This is a genomic window from Jannaschia sp. GRR-S6-38, from assembly GCF_029853695.1.
Taxonomy (GTDB): Bacteria; Pseudomonadota; Alphaproteobacteria; order Rhodobacterales; family Rhodobacteraceae; genus Jannaschia; species Jannaschia ovalis.
Window position 1 is genome coordinate 2,201,818 of sequence record NZ_CP122537.1, and the last position, 14,722, is coordinate 2,216,539.

The window sequence follows — 14,722 nt, forward strand, 5'->3', positions numbered from 1 at the left end:
GGCGCCGGCGCGGCGAAACGCAAGCAAATGCGGACCCAATCGGCGCATTCTGCCACGCATGAGCGCCGACCTCCTCCTCGCCCTCGCGGGCTTCGCCTTCGTCTCCTCGATCACGCCGGGGCCGAACAACCTGATGATCATGGCCTCGGGCGCCAATTTCGGCGTACGCCGCAGCCTGCCGCACGCGCTGGGCATCTCGCTCGGCTTCGGGGTGATGATCCTGCTGGTGGGGCTGGGCCTCGCGCGGCTTTTCGCGGCGGTTCCGGCCCTGCGCCTCGTGCTGGCGGTCCTGTCGGTGGGCTATCTGCTCTGGCTGGCCTGGCGGATCGCGCGGGCCGCGGCGCCCGAGGGGCCGGCGGGCCGCGGACGGCCGCTGGGCTTCCTGCAGGCGGCAGCGTTCCAATGGGTGAACCCGAAGGCCTGGACGATGGCACTGACGGCCGTGACGCTCTACACCGCCGGCGGGCCCTGGGCCGTGCTGCCCGTGACGGCGGTCTTCACGGCGATCAACCTGCCCTCGATCTCGGTCTGGATGCTGATGGGCGTGCAGATGCGCCGCTGGCTCTCCACGCCCGCGCGCCTGCGGGGCTTCAACTGGACGATGGCCGGTCTGCTGGTGGCATCGCTCTGGCCGACGCTCGGCGCGCTTCTGGGCTAGCGGCCCAGCACCAGCGCCTCGCGGAAGCCGCCATCGGTGTCGAAGATCAGCACCCGGTCGTCCCGGGTGGTCACGATCCAGTAGGCCGGGGTCTGGGTGACGGCGAGGATCTCGGTGCCGGGCGGCAGCTCCAGCGCCTCAGGCGCGCGGATCATCGCGCCGGGAAGCCGGATGACAAAGGTGGCGACGACCGCTATCAGCCCCGCGATCATCACCGCCGTCAGGACCGTGACGAGGATCCGCAGGAATCTCAGGTTCGGGGGCTCGGGGGGCTCGATGTCCGACACGCCAGACTCCATTTCCGTCGTTGCCTTCCGCGTCGCGGCCGACCCGCCGCCGCGTCTCGATAAGGCAATCGCCCGCGACGTTCCAGACGATGCGCATCTCAGCCGCTCGCGCCTCGCGCGGCTGATCGCCGAGGGCCGGGTCACCCGCAACGGCGCGGTGGCCGGCGCGAAGGACCGCGTGGCCGAAGGCGACGCGATCGAGGTCGCGGTGCCGGTGGCCGCCGATCCCGAGACCCGGGCGGAGGCCATCCCGCTGGAGATCCTGCACGAGGATGCCGACCTGATCGTGGTGATGAAGCCGGCGGGCATGGTGGTGCATCCCGCCCCCGGCTCGCCCGGGGGGACGCTGGTCAACGCCCTGCTGCACCATTTCGACGGCGCTTTGTCGGGCGTCGGCGGCGAACGGCGGCCCGGCATCGTGCACCGGATCGACAAGGACACGAGCGGCCTGCTGGTCGTGGCCAAGTCCGACGCCGCCCATCACGGGCTGGCCGCGCAGTTCGAGGCCCATGACGTCGACCGCCGCTACATGGCGGTCTGCCACGGCGTCCCCTCGGCGGGCGATCCGCGGCTGCGGGGCACGCGCGGCATCAGCTGGGAGGCGGGCGACACAATGAAGATCGAGACCCGGCTGGCGCGGCACCGCACCGACCGGCAGCGGCAGGCGGTCTGCTGGGAGGGCGGCCGCCACGCCGTCACCCGTGCCCGGCTCCTGGAGGATTTCGGCGCCGCCGCGCTGGTGGAATGCCGGCTCGAGACCGGGCGGACGCATCAGATCCGGGTGCACATGGCCCATGCCGGCCACGCGCTTGTGGGCGACCCGGTCTATGGCGGCAAGCGGCGGCTGCCCCGCGACCACCCGGCCGCCGCCGGGGTCGCCGCCTTCCCGCGCCAGGCGCTGCACGCCCAGACGCTGGGATTTCAACACCCCGTGACGGGCGCGCAGATGCGTTTCGAGGCGCCGCTGCCGGACGACATGGCCGATCTCCTGGCCACCCTGCGCGGCTGAGCCGCAGGCGGCGACGGAACCCCGCAGCCGCGCCCCCGGTTTTCCGTGCAAGAGGGCACAGGCAACCCGCCGTTCGGGCCCTGTGCCGCCGGACGCGAATCCGGTAGAACGACCGCAACCGCTGGGGTCCGGCAGAACCGCCGCCCCCGCATCTTGAAGCTGACGCGGGCGTCACCCATATCGTCGCGGTAAGGGTGTTAAGCCCATTAACATGAGGGAGACACAGATCATGGCAGCGACCTATGCCAACCTTCCGGCGCCCTCGCCCGAACAGGGTCTGAACCGCTACCTGCAGGAAATCCGCAAGTTTCCGATGCTGGAGCCGGAGGAAGAATACATGCTGGCGAAGCGCTGGGTCGAGGAGGGCGATACCGAGGCCGCGCACAAGATGGTGACCTCGCATCTGCGCCTCGCCGCCAAGATCGCGATGGGCTATCGCGGCTACGGCCTGCCGCAGGCCGAGGTGATCTCGGAGGCCAATGTCGGGCTGATGCAGGCGGTCAAGAAATTCGACCCCGAGAAGGGCTTCCGCCTCGCGACCTATGCGATGTGGTGGATCCGCGCCGCGATCCAGGAATATGTCCTGCGATCCTGGTCGATGGTGAAGCTGGGCACGACGAGCGCGCAGAAGAAGCTGTTCTTCAACCTCCGCAAGGCGAAGAACCGCATCGGCGCGCTGGAGGAAGGCGATCTGCGTCCCGAGAACGTCCAGCGCATCGCCCACGATCTGGGCGTGACCGAGGCGGAGGTCACCTCGATGAACCGGCGGATGTCGGGCGGCGATGCGTCGCTCAACGTCATGGTCGGCTCGGACGGCGACTCGAGCACGCAATGGCAGGACTGGCTGGCCGATGACGATGCCGACCAGGCCGAGGATTACGCCGAGCGCGACGAGTACCAGACCCGGATCGGCATGATGGCCGAGGCGATGGATGTGCTCAACGATCGCGAGAAGGACATCCTGACCCAGCGCCGCCTGAACGAGGAGACGGTGACGCTCGAAGACCTGTCGGCCAAGTACAAGGTCTCGCGCGAGCGCATCCGCCAGATCGAGGTGCGCGCCTTTGAGAAACTGTCGAAGCGCGTCCGCGAACTGGCCCGAGAAAAGGGCCTCGTCACTGCCTGACGGGGGCTTTCCCGCGCGGGGCCCATGGGTCCCGCGCCTCCCGCGAAAATCGCCCGGTTTCGTGCTATCCTGCTCCCGCAATCGATATGGGAGCGGGATAATGGCCTATTTCGACGGGTTCGTCGCGGCGGTGCCGATCGCATCGCGCGCCGATTACACGGCTTTCGCGCGCCGGAGCTGGGAGACGATGATGCGCCCGCTGGGCGCGCGCGCCATGACGGAAACTTGGGGCGATGACGTGCCGGATGGCGAGCTCACCTCCTTCCCGATGGCGGTGAAGGCGGGCCCGGACGAGGCGGTCGTCCTCTCCTGGGTCGAATGGCCCGACAAGGCGACACGCGACGCGGCCTGGGCCAAGCTGTCGGAGGATGATTTCGACATGGGCGCGATGCCCTTCGACGGGAAGCGGATGATCTTCGGCGGCTTCGAGACGTTGGTCTCCGAACGGATTTGAGAAAGGGCGTGGCATGGCCGGTGGATGGACGCGTGACGGCGCGGTGAGCGAGCAGATCGAGGCCTCGATCCAGGACGAGCTGGCGCGGATGGGCGCGCGGCGGCGGCCGGCGGGCGAAAGCCTGACCCATTGCGCCGAATGCGAGGAGCCGATCCCCGAGAAGCGGCGCACGGCCTTGCCGGGCGTGAAGCTCTGCGTCGACTGCGCGGCCGAGCGCGACACCCGCGCCACGCCGCGCGGCGGGATCAACCGGCGCGGCTCGAAGGACAGCCAGCTCAGGTGACCCGCTTGCGGGCCGCGGCGATCCGTGGCCCACTCCGGCCCGGATGACGGGGGAGGGGATGATGGGCGAGACGATCCGCTGGGGCGTGCTGGGGGCGTCGAAATTCGCCCGCGAGCTGATGGGCCCCGCGATCCACACCGCCCCCGGCCACGCGCTCGCCGCGCTGGCCACGCGCAGCCCGCAGAAGGCCGCGCCCTTCGCCGCGATGGCCCCCGGGCTGCAGGTTTATGACGGCTACGCGGCGCTGCTCGAGGATGCGGCGATCGACGCGGTCTACATCCCCCTGCCGCATCACCTGCATATCGAATGGGCGCTGAAGGCGCTGGAGGCCGGCAAGCACGTGCTGGTCGAGAAGCCGGTCGCGCTCCGGGCCGACCAGATCGCCCCGCTGATCGCGGCGCGCGACCGGACCGGTCTGCAATGCGCCGAGGCCTACATGATGGTCCACCATCCGCAGTGGCAGCGGCTGCGCGCGCTGCTGGCCGAGGGCGCGATCGGGCGGCTGCGGCATGTCGAGGGGGTCTTCACCTACGACAATTCGGCCGATCCGGGGAACATCCGCAACCAGGCGGAGATGGGCGGCGGCGCGCTGCCCGATATCGGCGTCTATACCTACGGCGCCACGCGCTGGGCCACGGGTGCCGAGCCCGAGGCCGTCACCCATGCCGATATCGACTGGGAAGACGGCTGCGACGTGCTGGCGCGCGTGGCGGCCCGGTTTCCCGGGTTCACGGCGCATTGGGTCAATTCGATGCGCCTGCTGCCCGAGCAGCTCATGCTGTTTCACGGCGAGGCCGGCCTGATCCGCCTGACCGCACCCTTCAATCCGCGCGTCTTCGGCGAAGCGCGTCTGGAGCTGCGCGACCGCTCGGGCGTCACCCGGATCGAGACCTGGCCGGGCGCGGATCACTACCGGCTTCAGGTCGAGGCCTTCGGGGCCGCGATCCGCGGCGCCGCCGCCTTCCCCTGGACGCTGGAGGATGCCCGCGGCACGCAGGCGGTGATCGACATGGCCTATGCCGCGGCAGGCGGTCGTCCCCCGGCCTGACGCCGGAACGCGCCGCGCCGCGGCATCGTTAAATCCCCAAAGGAAACTCGCACATGACCAAGCATCTTCTGATCTACGGCGCCGACGGGGCGACGGGCGGGCGGCTGGTGTCGCAAGGGCTGCAGCGCGGCCACCGGATCCGCGCCAGCCACCACGCCCCCGAGGCGCCGGCCACCCGGCACGAACGGCTCGAATGGGTGCAGAGCGACCTGATGACCCGTGACGGGCTCGACGCGGACCTGCAGGGCATCGATGCCGTCCTCAACGCGGTGGGCATCGATGCCGGCCCCTCGACCGTGTTCGACCCGCCCGAGCTGCACACCGAGGGGACGGCGAACCTGATCGCCGCGATGCGCGCCACCGGGGTGGACCGGCTGGTGACGATCTCGGCCAGTTTCGTCGAGACCATGGCCCGCGGGCCGATCTGGTTCCGCGTCGCGGCAGAGCTGGGCCTGAAGTCGATCTTCGACCAGATGGCCGAGATGGAGCGCATCCTGCAGGCGGCGCCCGACCTGCGCTGGACAGCGGTTCGGCCGGGCTGGCTGCTCGATGAGGGGCCGTCGGGCGACTACCAGGTCTTCCCCGACGTGATCCCGCCCGACCTGATCCGCACGCGGACCGGCGATCTGGCCGATTTCATGCTGCGCTGCGCCGAGGACGACCTGCATATCCGCGAAACGCCCGCGATCTCCCGGCCCGAGCCGGACGCGGTGTCGGGGCCCGACGCGGTGCTGAAGGAGATGCTGGGCTAAGGCCCGCGTCAGCCCTCGCCCAGGACCGTCACCGCGGCGCCCTCGCTCAGCCGGGCGAGGTGCTCCAGCACGCCGTCCTGCGCCGCATCGGCGCGGGCGGCCGTCTCGCGCAGGGTGCGCGCGGCCAGCTCGGCCAGGTCGGGCTCGATATCATCCCGCCAGACCACCCAGGCCGGGTAGGGGAAGACCGGCGCGTCGGGGACGAGATGCAGCCGGCCGGCCTCGATATGGGATTGCGCGGCCCGCGCGGGCAGATAGGCGGCGGCGCGGCGGTTCACCAAGAAATCGGCGCCCAGCGCGCCCAGCGACAGCGTCAGGCCCGAGGCGGCCAGATCGGGCAGGTCGGTCGCATGGGCCTGCGTGAATTCCGGCCCCCAATCCATGAACACATAGGCGTCGCGCACGTCCCCCGGACCGGCGGCGGGGAAGGACGCGACCAGCAGCAGCTCGTCCTCGATCAGCGGCGCGACGGTCAGGCCGGGCCGGGCCTGCGGCGTATAGGTCAGCGCGACCTGCACCACGCCCTCGATCAGGAACCGCGTCAGCCGGTCGGGCATCCCGATTTCGGCCCGCAGCGCGAGATCGGGCGCCGCGGCGCGCATCGCGTCGATCCAGCGGAAGCCCAGCCGCGGCCAGAGCGAGTATTGCGCCCCGATCGTCAGCGCGCGGCCGAACCCCTCGGGCACGGCGACCTGCTGGCGCGCCTCCTCCCAGAGCTTCAAGAGCGAGAGCGCGTAGCGCTCGAAGGCCGTGCCCGCGGGCGTCAGGAGCACGCCGGCCTTCGAGCGGGTGAAGAGCGTCCGGCCGAGGCTGTCCTCCAGCCGCTGCACCCGCAGGCTGACCGCCGATTGCGTTACGAAGAGCCGGCCCGAGGCCGCGACGAAGCTGCCCGTCTCGGCCACGGCGAGGAAGGTGCGGATGAGCGCGAGATCCATGGCCAATGATAAGCAGAACTCGCCTGAAACACCATTCCTATTCGTTATGCTCTTGCATGGCGGCGGCGTAGACGGGTCGTCGAAGGGGCCGCACGGCCCCGATCGTGCCATCAAGGAGGTCTGCCATGACCCGTTTCGCCAAATCCGCCGCCGCTCTCGCCCTGATCGCCGGCCTCGCCGCCTGCTCGACCGAGAAGGTCGTGGATCGCAGCGTCGATACCGGGCTGTTCGCCACCCGCACGCTGGTCAAGACCGGCGTCGGCGCGGGCAAGGTGGTGGTGAAGGGCGGCGGCGCCGTCGTTCGCCGCGCCTCCGGGAACTGACGGGCGACCGTCCGACCCGAGGCCGCCGAGGCTCTGCCGGCCGCGCCTCGCCGGCCTGTCCCTCGAACGGGCGCGGATCGTCTCCGCGCGCTCTTTTCGTCACCCGGACGCGAAAACGCCCGCGGGCCGGTCGGGCGCGCGGGCGTTCGGGATCTCGCGTCAGCGAAGGGGAGGGATCACTCCTCCGTCTTCTCCGCCTCGACGGTGTCGTCGGTCTGGTTGATGACCTCGGTCTCGATGACCTCCTCCTCGTCCTCATCCTTCTGCGAGGCGAGGCCCGACGGGGCCTGCATGTTGGCCAGGACGAAGTCGCGGTCGATCGTGGGCTTGGCGCCCGCGGGCAGGTTCACGGCCGAGATCGTGACGGTGTCGCCGATATTCATCTGCGAGCAGTCGACGGTGATTTTCTCGGGGATGTCGCCCGCCGTCACGCGCAGCTCCACCTCGGGGCGGACCACGGTCAGCACGCCGCCCTGGCGTTCGCCGGGCGAGCCTTCGAAGCCGGTGAACTCGACCGGGATGAACAAGTTCACCTTCGAGGTCCGGCGCAGGCGCATCAGGTCCAGATGCGTCGGCAGGTCCTTGACCACGTCGCGCTGGACGTCGCGGGCGATGACGCGGACGTCGTCGTGACCCTCGACCTTCAGGTTCCAGAGCCGGGCGCGGAAGCGGCCGGCCTTCAGCTTCGCCAGCAGGTCGTTGAAGGGGATCTCGATCGGCAGCGGATCGGCGCCCCCGCCGTAGACGACGCCTGGGACCATCCCGTTGCGGCGCGATTGACGAGCGGCCCCCTTGCCTGTCCCCGTCCGGGCATGTGCGACGAGATCGGGAATCTCACCAGCCATGTGTGTCTCCAATTTGTCTGTGGGAGCGGCCTCCAAGGGTGTCCGCCCGCGTTTGAAGGCCGCCGAATAGACGGGGCCTTCGAGGCATGCAACCCCGTTTGCGTTGCGGAACCGGGCGGTGAGCGATAATCCGACCCGGCCCGACAGGAGGTGCCCGATGACTGACGATCCCGCGACGCTGGTATCGACCGAGTGGCTGGCCGCGCGGCTGACCTCGCCCGATCTGCGGATCATCGACGCGTCCTGGTATCTGCCCGACATGAATCGCGACCCGCGCGAGGAATACGGCGAGCGGCACATCCCCGGCGCGCGGTTCCTCGATCTCGACGACGTGTCGGACGCGCGCTCGGCGCTGCCGCACATGGCGCCGACGGCGGCCAAGTTCATGTCGCGGATGCGCCGGATGGGCGTGGGCGACGGGCACACGGTGGTGATCTACGACGGGGCGGGTATCTTCTCGGCCGCGCGGGTCTGGTGGCTGTTCCGGTTGTTCGGCCAGACCGCGGCGGTGCTGGACGGGGGCCTGCCCAAATGGCTGGCCGAGGGGCGGCCCGTGACCTCGGAGCTGCCCACGATCAAGGACCGGCACATGACCGTCCGCCCCGAGCCGCAGCTGATGCGCGACGTCACGCAGGTGGCGCAATCGGCCAAGCTGGGCCACGCCCAGATCGTCGATGCCCGCTCGCCCGCCCGCTTCCGGGGCGAGGAGGCGGAGCCGCGGCCAGGCCTGCGCGCGGGCCACATCCCCGGCGCGCGCAACCTGCATTACCGGGCGCTCTTCGCCGCCGACGGCACGATGAAGCGGGGCGACGCCCTCCGCGCCGCCTTCGCCGATGCCGGCGTCGATCTCGACCGCCCCGTCATCACCTCCTGCGGGTCGGGCGTGACGGCGGCGATCATCAACCTCGCGCTCGCCCGGCTCGGCCACGCCGATCACGCGCTCTATGACGGGTCCTGGGCCGAATGGGGCATGTATCCCGACCTCGCCATCGCCACCGGAGACGCCTGAGATGCTGAACGCCCTGGCCGAACAGCCCCCCGACAAGATCCTCGCCCTGATGGCCGCCTTCGCCGCCGACCCGCGCGCGGCGAAGATCGACCTCGGCGTCGGCGTCTACAAGGACGCGACCGGCCAGACGCCGGTGATGCGCGCCGTCAAGGCGGCGGAGCGGCGGCTGGTCGCGGACCAGACGACCAAGACCTATACCGGCCTCGCCGGCGACCCGGCCTTCGCCGAGGCGCTGTCGTTGCTGGTGCTCGGGCCCGCGACGCCCGCCGACCGGCTGGCCATGGCCGCGACGCCGGGCGGCACCGGCGCGATCCGGCAGGGGCTGGAGCTGATGCGCATGGCCGCGCCCGAGGCCACGCTCTGGCTGTCGGACCCGACCTGGCCCAACCACCCGGCGATCGCGAAATACCTGGGCATCCCGGTGCGGACCTACCGCTATTTCGACGCGGAGGCGGGCGCGGTCGACTGGGACGGCATGATGGCCGATCTCGGCGGGGCGGCGCCGGGCGACGTCGTGATGCTGCATGGCTGCTGCCACAACCCGACCGGCGCGGACCTGACGCGGGACCAATGGCGCGACGTGGCCGAGCTCTGCGTCGCGCGCGGCCTGATCCCCTTCGTCGACATCGCCTACCAGGGCTTCGGCGACGGGCTGGAGGCGGATGCGGCGGGCCTGCGCGAGCTGGTCGCGCGCGTGCCCGAGGCGCTGATCGGGGCGTCCTGCTCGAAGAATTTCGGCATCTATCGCGAACGGACGGGGCTCCTGATGGCGCTGGCGCCTTCGCCCGCGCGGCTCGGGATCGTGCAGGGCGCGCTGGCCTCGCTGAACCGGCTCAACTTCTCCTTCCCGCCCGATCACGGCGCGCGGGTGGTGCAGACGATCCTGACCGACGATGCGCTGCGCGCCGATTGGAAGGCCGAGCTGGAGGCGGTGCGGACGGGCATGCGGGAGCTGCGCGAACAGCTGGCCCTCGCGCTGCGCGAGCGAACGGGTTCGGACCGGTTCGGCTTCCTCGCCGCGCATCGGGGGATGTTCTCGCTGCTGGGTGCGAGCCCCGCGCAGGTCGAGGCGATGCGGCGCGATCACGGGGTCTACATGGTGGGCGATTCGCGGACGAACATCGCCGGGCTCAACCGCGAGACGGTGCCGGTCCTGGCCGATGCCATCGTCGCGGCGGGGGTCTGAAGCGGCCCCGGATTTCGTGGGTGATCCACGGGTGATCTACGGGTGATCTCTGTCCGACATATTTTGACATAGGCCGCGGCCGCCTCAGGCGGCGTGCGCCATCCCCTCCAGGCAGGTCCGCCCATCCGCGCCGCGCACGAAGGCCCGCGTCCCGTCGAGGCAGAAGGCGAGCCGCTCGCCCAGGATCGCGGGGGCGGTGGCGCGGTATTCGAAGGCGGCGAGCGTGCCCAGATGCCGGGTGGCGAGGTCGATCAGCCCCTCGGCCAGAAGCGGCCCGTGGACGATGACGCCCGCGTGGCCCTCCACCTCGCGTGCATAGGCTTCGTCGTAATGGATGCGGTGGCCGTTGAAGGTCAGCGCCGAGAAGCGGAAGAGCGTCACCGCGTCGAAGCTGCGCGCCTCCTCGATGGGCGCCGGGCCGGCCGTGGGCGGGACGGGGCGCGGGGCGTCGGGATCCGGGTCCTCGCGGTAGACGAGGTCCTGGCGTTCGACGAGGGCGAGCCCGCCCTCCTGCGTGATCCGGTGCTCCAGCACGACCAGCGCCAGCGGACCCGTCCGCCCGGTCTTGGCCTCGGCGCGTAGACGCCGCGTCTCCCGCTCGGCCGGGACGCCCAGTCGCAGGGGCCGGTGCCAGTCGAGGCGTCCGCCGGCCCACATCCGCCGCGGCAGGCCCATGTCGGGGATCGCGCCCAGCCCGACCCGCGGATGGCCGTCGCGGCCCAGCTCCGCCGGGGGGCGGGCCTCCCAGAAATGGGCATGGTGCCAGAAGGGCGGCAGGTGCGGGCCCGGGCGCGGGCGGTCCAGCGTGGCGGCCATCGCGGCGGCGCGGGCGGGGTCGAGCGCGTCTTTGACGCGGGTGACGGGCGGTTGCGACATGGCGCGACCATGCCGCAGGAGGATGCCGGAATGAAGGTCGCATCGCTGGATCATCTCGTCCTGACCGTCGCCGATATCGCTGCGACGGCCCGCTGGTACGCGGAGGTGCTTGGGATGGAGGCGCAGAGCTTCCGACCCGCCGACGGCACGACCCGCACGGCGCTGGCCTTCGGGTCGCAGAAGATCAATCTCCACGCCGCCGGGGCCGAGTTCGAGCCCAAGGCCGCGCGGCCGGTCCCCGGCAGCGCCGATCTGTGCTTCCTGACCGAGACGCCGATCCCGGATTGGCAGGCGCATCTGGCGGGGCTGGGCGTGGCGGTCGAGGAGGGCCCGGTCGGGCGCACCGGCGCGACGGGGCCGATTACCTCGATCTATCTGCGCGACCCGGACGGGAACCTGATCGAGATCGCCACGCGTGACTGATCTGCTGCCTGGGCTCGGGCCGTGGCTCGCCTGTGCGCTGGCGGCGAGCCTCGGCTGCGCGCTGCAGCGGCTGGCGGGGCAGGGCTTCGGCATGGTCGCGGCCCCGGTCATGGCGCTGGCCGCGCCGGGCTTCCTGCCGGGCGCGATCCTGCTGGCGGGGCTGGCCGTGGGCGCGGGCAGCTTCGTGGCGGATCGCCGGGCCGTCGTTTTGCGCGATCTGCCGCCGGGCTTCGCGGGCCGCGCGCTGGGCGCGGGGATCGCCGCCTGGATCGCGGCGCGCGTCGTGGGCACGCCCGCGCTGCCGCTGGTGGTGGGCGGCTTCGTCTGGCTGGGCGTGATCCTGTCGGTCGCGGGCCTGCGCCTCGCGCCGCGCGCGCCCACGCTCTTCGGGGCGGGCACGGTGGCGGGGGTGATGGGCACGCTGACCGGCATCGGCGCGCCGCCCATGGCGATCGTCTATGCCGATGTCGAGACGCGGCGATCGGCGGCGACGCAGAACGTGTTCTTCGCCTTCGGCATGGCGGTGTCGATCACGGCGCTGGCGGTCTCGGGCCTGATCGGCGCGCGTCATCTCGTCTTCGCGGCGACGCTTCTGCCGGTGGTGGGCGTGACGCTGCTCGGGGTCCGGCCGCTGGCGGGCCGCATGGCGCGGGGCGCGATCCGGCCCTGGGCGCTTGGGCTGGCCGCGGCGGCGGCGACGGTGCTTTTGCTGCGCAGCCTTCTCTGACGGGGCTCAGACCCCGGCGCGCGCTTTCAGCGCCGCCATCAGCGCCTTCAGGGCCTCGAGGTTGCGTTCGTTCGTCAGCCGCCCGCCCGCGTCGAACTGCGCCTGGGCCTGTCCAACCAGGACCTCGGGGCCCTGCAGCAGGTCCGGGCCGAAGGGCTGCAGCATCAGCCGCAGGACGGCCTGCGTCCGCTCGCCGCCCGAGCGGCCGGCGGTGGCCGACATGATCGCGACCGGCTTGCCCGCCAAGGGCTTGCCGTCGGTCCGGCTGATCCAGTCCAGCGCGTTCTTGAGCACGCCGGAGGGCGCCTTGTTGTATTCGGGCGTCACCACGATCACCGCGGGCGCGGCGGCGATCTGTCCGGCGAGCCGGGTCACGGCTTCGGGGATGCCCTCGGCGGTCTCGGAATCGCCGTCATAGAGCGGCAGCCGCAGATCGGCCTCGTCCAGTCCGCCCCAGATGCGGCCGGCCTCGATCATCAGCTTGCGGTTGAAGGACGGCGCGCGGAGCGAGCCGCAGAGGCCGAGGAGATTGGACATCGTCGATGCTCCTGCGCGAAGGGATCGCCGCGAGAGCTAGTGCCGGCGGCCCGGCTTGCGAGCCCCGCAAAAAATTTGGGCGCGGCCTCCGGGCAGGTGGAGGCCGCGCCCTACCGGACCGGGGAGGTGTGGCAGATTTCTCGACCCGGCCAGATCCGAATGTCAGGAGCGGGCGCGGATCGGCTGCGGCTCGGAGGGGGCGGGTTGCGGCACGGGCTTGCGCGACCAGGGCATCCGGATCTGCGCAATGCGGGCTTCCTCGATCGTGCGGTCCATCCAGGTCGTGCGGGCCATCTGCGTCTCCTCGTATCTCTCGAGGACGTGATCTCGCGGCGGCGGGGCGGGACCGGGCCCTGTTCCGGGTCTTTCCAAGGTCTGATTGTGGCGCGGACGGGGCCGGGCGGATCGCGCCGTGCGGGGCCCGGCGTCAGAGCCGGATTGCCGCGATCAGCCGCCCGTAATCGGCCTCGCCGCGATGGGTGGTGCGGCGGTAGGAATAGAAGCGGTCGGGGTCGGAATAGGTGCAATGCCCGGTCCATTCCGCATCCACCCCGGCGGACCGCAGCCGGTGCAGCCCGTAGCCGATCAGGTCGAACTGGTAATGCGCCGCGTCGCGGCCGCCTGCGAAGAAGCGCAGGGCGTCGGGATCCTCGGCTTCGAAGGTGTCGAGGAAGCCTTGGTCGACCTCGTAGGCGCGCTGGCTGATCGACGGGCCGATGGCGGCACGGATCCGGCCGGGTTCCGCGCCCAGCGCGGCCATTTCGGCAACGGTGGCTTCCAGAACGCCTGAAAGCGCGCCCTTCCAGCCGGCATGGGCGGCGCCGATCACCCCCGCCTCGGGGTCGTGGAACAGGACCGGCTGGCAATCGGCGGTGAGCACCGTCAGCACCTCGCCCGGCATGGCCGTGACCAGCGCGTCGGCCTGGGGCTGGGGCTGCGGGACGGGGCCGGTCACGGTGAAGACCGTCGCCGAATGGACCTGATGGACGGCGCGCAGCGGGCCGTCCATCGCCTCGGCCACGCGGGCGCGATTGGTCGCCACCGCGTCGGCCTGGTCCGACGAGCCGGGCCCGCAATTGAGCCCCGCGAACACGCCCGAGGACGCCCCGCCGCGGCGCGTGAAGAAGCCGTGGGCCACGTCGCCCAGCAGGTCGGATCGCAGGATCTCAAGCGTCATCGCGGTCCTCCGCGTCGAAGCCCGGCGGCAGGGGGGCGCCCCGCGGCGCAAGGGCCATCGCCTTGAACAGGTCGCCCATCTCGGCGGGATGGGTCAAGCGGCGATGGGCGGCGACATGGGCGTCGCGCGCCGCGCCCGAGAGCGCCTGCGCCAGCGCCTGGGCGCGGGCGGTGATGCCCAGCCGTTCCAAGAGCACGCCCTGGCGCATCATCGCGCTGGCCCGCGCGGGGGCGGCGGCGCGGGCGACGGCCTCGAAATCGACATGCGCGGTCAGGTCGGCGGTGCCGGGCGCGTCCAGCGGATGGACGGGGCGATGCGCGCGCAGCGCCTGCAGCGTGTCGCCGCGGGATCGCCAGTGGCCGTAATCGACGAAGATCGCCGCGCCGCCCTGCGCGACCCGGTCGCCGACCGAGGCCACGATGCCGGGCAGGGACGGACAGCGCTCGACGACGGTGCCCGGGGGGACGTCGTGATGGTCGAGCTCGGGCACCGGCATGGCCGGGCCGCGCGCGAAGGCCAGCTCGCCCTCGGCTTCGGTCACGAGGATCTCGGACCAGCCGGCATCGGCGCGGATCCATTGCCGGATCGGCAGCGCGTCGAGGAATTCGTTCGCGACCAGCAGGAGCGGGCCCTCGGGCAGCCCCTCGACCGTGTCGTGCCATTCGGGCGCGTGGCCGGCCAGCGCCTCGGCCTGGCGGGCGCGGAGCGGGGGCGAGGCCTCGACCAGGTGCAGCCGGACCGCGTCGTGGAAGCCCGGCACGCCCCGCGTGGCGCGCAGGAGGTCGGCCATCAGCGTGCCGCGGCCGGGCCCGAGTTCGGCCAGCGTGACCGGCGCGGGCGCGCCCTGGTCCAGCCAGGCCTGCGCGAGGCAGAGCCCCAGCATCTCGCCGAACATTTGGCTGATCTCGGGGGCGGTCGTGAAATCGCCGGCGGCACCCAGCGGGTCGCGGGTCGCGTAATAGCCGGCCGCGGGATCGAGCAGCGCCTCGGCCATGTAATCGGCCAGCGTCATCGGGCCCGTCGCGCGGATGCGCCGGAGAAGCTGCGCCGCGAGACCCATGCCGCCC

20 protein-coding genes are annotated in these 14,722 nt (G+C 71.7%); 12 read left to right on the forward strand and 8 right to left on the reverse strand.

What is annotated here, in order from left to right; genetic code table 11:
- Positions 1-58 precede the first annotated feature (58 nt).
- Positions 59-658 carry a LysE family translocator gene (locus P8627_RS11175; RefSeq protein ID WP_279964178.1) on the forward strand — a complete coding sequence of 200 codons (600 nt, stop codon included), beginning with the start codon at positions 59-61 and terminating at the stop codon, positions 656-658.
- Here the strand turns inward: P8627_RS11175 and P8627_RS11180 are convergent.
- The gene (locus tag P8627_RS11180; RefSeq protein WP_279964179.1) at positions 655-945 is read right to left on the reverse strand and encodes a DUF6476 family protein; all 291 of its coding nucleotides are present in this window, start codon (positions 943-945) and stop codon (positions 655-657) included. The two genes, P8627_RS11175 and P8627_RS11180, sit on opposite strands and share 4 nt — an antisense overlap.
- Here P8627_RS11180 and P8627_RS11185 point away from each other — a divergent pair.
- From P8627_RS11185 to P8627_RS11210, 6 genes are all read left to right on the forward strand, one after another.
- Positions 935-1,954, forward strand: a complete 1,020-nt coding sequence (locus P8627_RS11185) for an RluA family pseudouridine synthase (protein ID WP_279964180.1) — start codon at positions 935-937, stop codon at positions 1,952-1,954. The genes P8627_RS11180 and P8627_RS11185 overlap by 11 nt on opposite strands.
- A gap of 229 nt (positions 1,955-2,183) precedes the next feature.
- Entirely contained in the window at positions 2,184-3,080 is an 897-nt protein-coding gene (gene rpoH, locus P8627_RS11190; RefSeq protein WP_279964181.1) for an RNA polymerase sigma factor RpoH, read from the forward strand.
- Between the two features lie 100 nt (positions 3,081-3,180).
- Positions 3,181-3,534, forward strand: a complete 354-nt coding sequence (locus tag P8627_RS11195) for a DUF1428 domain-containing protein (protein ID WP_279964182.1) — start codon at positions 3,181-3,183, stop codon at positions 3,532-3,534.
- A gap of 13 nt (positions 3,535-3,547) precedes the next feature.
- Complete coding sequence (locus P8627_RS11200) at positions 3,548-3,817, forward strand: DksA/TraR family C4-type zinc finger protein (RefSeq protein WP_279964183.1); 270 nt, start codon at positions 3,548-3,550, stop codon at positions 3,815-3,817.
- Between the two features lie 61 nt (positions 3,818-3,878).
- Entirely contained in the window at positions 3,879-4,865 is a 987-nt protein-coding gene (locus tag P8627_RS11205) for a Gfo/Idh/MocA family protein (protein WP_279964185.1), read from the forward strand.
- Positions 4,866-4,918: 53 nt separating this feature from the next.
- Complete coding sequence (locus tag P8627_RS11210; protein WP_279964187.1) at positions 4,919-5,617, forward strand: NAD(P)-dependent oxidoreductase; 699 nt, start codon at positions 4,919-4,921, stop codon at positions 5,615-5,617.
- Between the two features lie 8 nt (positions 5,618-5,625).
- On the opposite strand, the gene P8627_RS11215 is transcribed toward P8627_RS11210, so the two are convergent.
- The gene (locus P8627_RS11215; protein ID WP_279964188.1) at positions 5,626-6,552 is read right to left on the reverse strand and encodes a LysR family transcriptional regulator; all 927 of its coding nucleotides are present in this window, start codon (positions 6,550-6,552) and stop codon (positions 5,626-5,628) included.
- A gap of 125 nt (positions 6,553-6,677) precedes the next feature.
- On the opposite strand from P8627_RS11215, the gene P8627_RS11220 reads away from it, so the two are divergent.
- Positions 6,678-6,875: a hypothetical protein gene (locus P8627_RS11220; protein ID WP_279964189.1), complete on the forward strand. Its 198-nt coding sequence runs from the start codon at positions 6,678-6,680 to the stop codon at positions 6,873-6,875.
- Positions 6,876-7,051: 176 nt separating this feature from the next.
- Here the strand turns inward: P8627_RS11220 and P8627_RS11225 are convergent, their stop codons facing one another.
- The gene (locus P8627_RS11225) at positions 7,052-7,720 is read right to left on the reverse strand and encodes a 50S ribosomal protein L25/general stress protein Ctc (protein ID WP_279964190.1); all 669 of its coding nucleotides are present in this window, start codon (positions 7,718-7,720) and stop codon (positions 7,052-7,054) included.
- 157 nt (positions 7,721-7,877) lie between these two features.
- Here P8627_RS11225 and sseA point away from each other — a divergent pair, with 157 nt between their 5' ends.
- Both sseA and P8627_RS11235 read left to right on the forward strand, forming a co-directional pair.
- Positions 7,878-8,729, forward strand: coding sequence for a 3-mercaptopyruvate sulfurtransferase (gene sseA / locus P8627_RS11230; protein WP_279964191.1), 852 nt, complete (start codon positions 7,878-7,880; stop codon positions 8,727-8,729).
- Position 8,730: 1 nt separating this feature from the next.
- On the forward strand, positions 8,731-9,915 hold the full coding sequence (locus tag P8627_RS11235) for an amino acid aminotransferase (protein ID WP_279964192.1): 1,185 nt from the start codon (positions 8,731-8,733) through the stop codon (positions 9,913-9,915).
- Positions 9,916-9,999: 84 nt separating this feature from the next.
- On the opposite strand, the gene P8627_RS11240 is transcribed toward P8627_RS11235, so the two are convergent.
- Entirely contained in the window at positions 10,000-10,791 is a 792-nt protein-coding gene (locus tag P8627_RS11240) for an acyl dehydratase (RefSeq protein WP_279964193.1), read from the reverse strand.
- Positions 10,792-10,821: 30 nt separating this feature from the next.
- Here P8627_RS11240 and P8627_RS11245 point away from each other — a divergent pair, with 30 nt between their 5' ends.
- Both P8627_RS11245 and P8627_RS11250 read left to right on the forward strand, forming a co-directional pair.
- Positions 10,822-11,214 (forward strand): VOC family protein, encoded by a 393-nt coding sequence (locus P8627_RS11245; protein WP_279964194.1) that lies wholly within the window; start codon positions 10,822-10,824, stop codon positions 11,212-11,214.
- On the forward strand, positions 11,207-11,941 hold the full coding sequence (locus P8627_RS11250; RefSeq protein WP_279964195.1) for a TSUP family transporter: 735 nt from the start codon (positions 11,207-11,209) through the stop codon (positions 11,939-11,941). The genes P8627_RS11245 and P8627_RS11250 overlap by 8 nt, the downstream gene beginning before the upstream one ends.
- Positions 11,942-11,947: 6 nt before the next feature.
- Here P8627_RS11250 and P8627_RS11255 read toward each other — a convergent pair whose 3' ends face one another.
- From P8627_RS11255 to P8627_RS11270, 4 genes are all read right to left on the reverse strand, one after another.
- The gene (locus P8627_RS11255) at positions 11,948-12,478 is read right to left on the reverse strand and encodes an NADPH-dependent FMN reductase (protein WP_279964196.1); all 531 of its coding nucleotides are present in this window, start codon (positions 12,476-12,478) and stop codon (positions 11,948-11,950) included.
- 162 nt (positions 12,479-12,640) lie between these two features.
- Positions 12,641-12,772, reverse strand: a complete 132-nt coding sequence (locus tag P8627_RS11260; protein ID WP_279964197.1) for a hypothetical protein — start codon at positions 12,770-12,772, stop codon at positions 12,641-12,643.
- A gap of 133 nt (positions 12,773-12,905) precedes the next feature.
- Complete coding sequence (gene pgeF / locus P8627_RS11265; protein ID WP_279964198.1) at positions 12,906-13,655, reverse strand: peptidoglycan editing factor PgeF; 750 nt, start codon at positions 13,653-13,655, stop codon at positions 12,906-12,908.
- Positions 13,645-14,715, reverse strand: coding sequence for a class I SAM-dependent methyltransferase (locus P8627_RS11270; protein WP_279964199.1), 1,071 nt, complete (start codon positions 14,713-14,715; stop codon positions 13,645-13,647). The genes pgeF and P8627_RS11270 overlap by 11 nt, the downstream gene beginning before the upstream one ends.
- Positions 14,716-14,722: the final 7 nt, after the last annotated feature.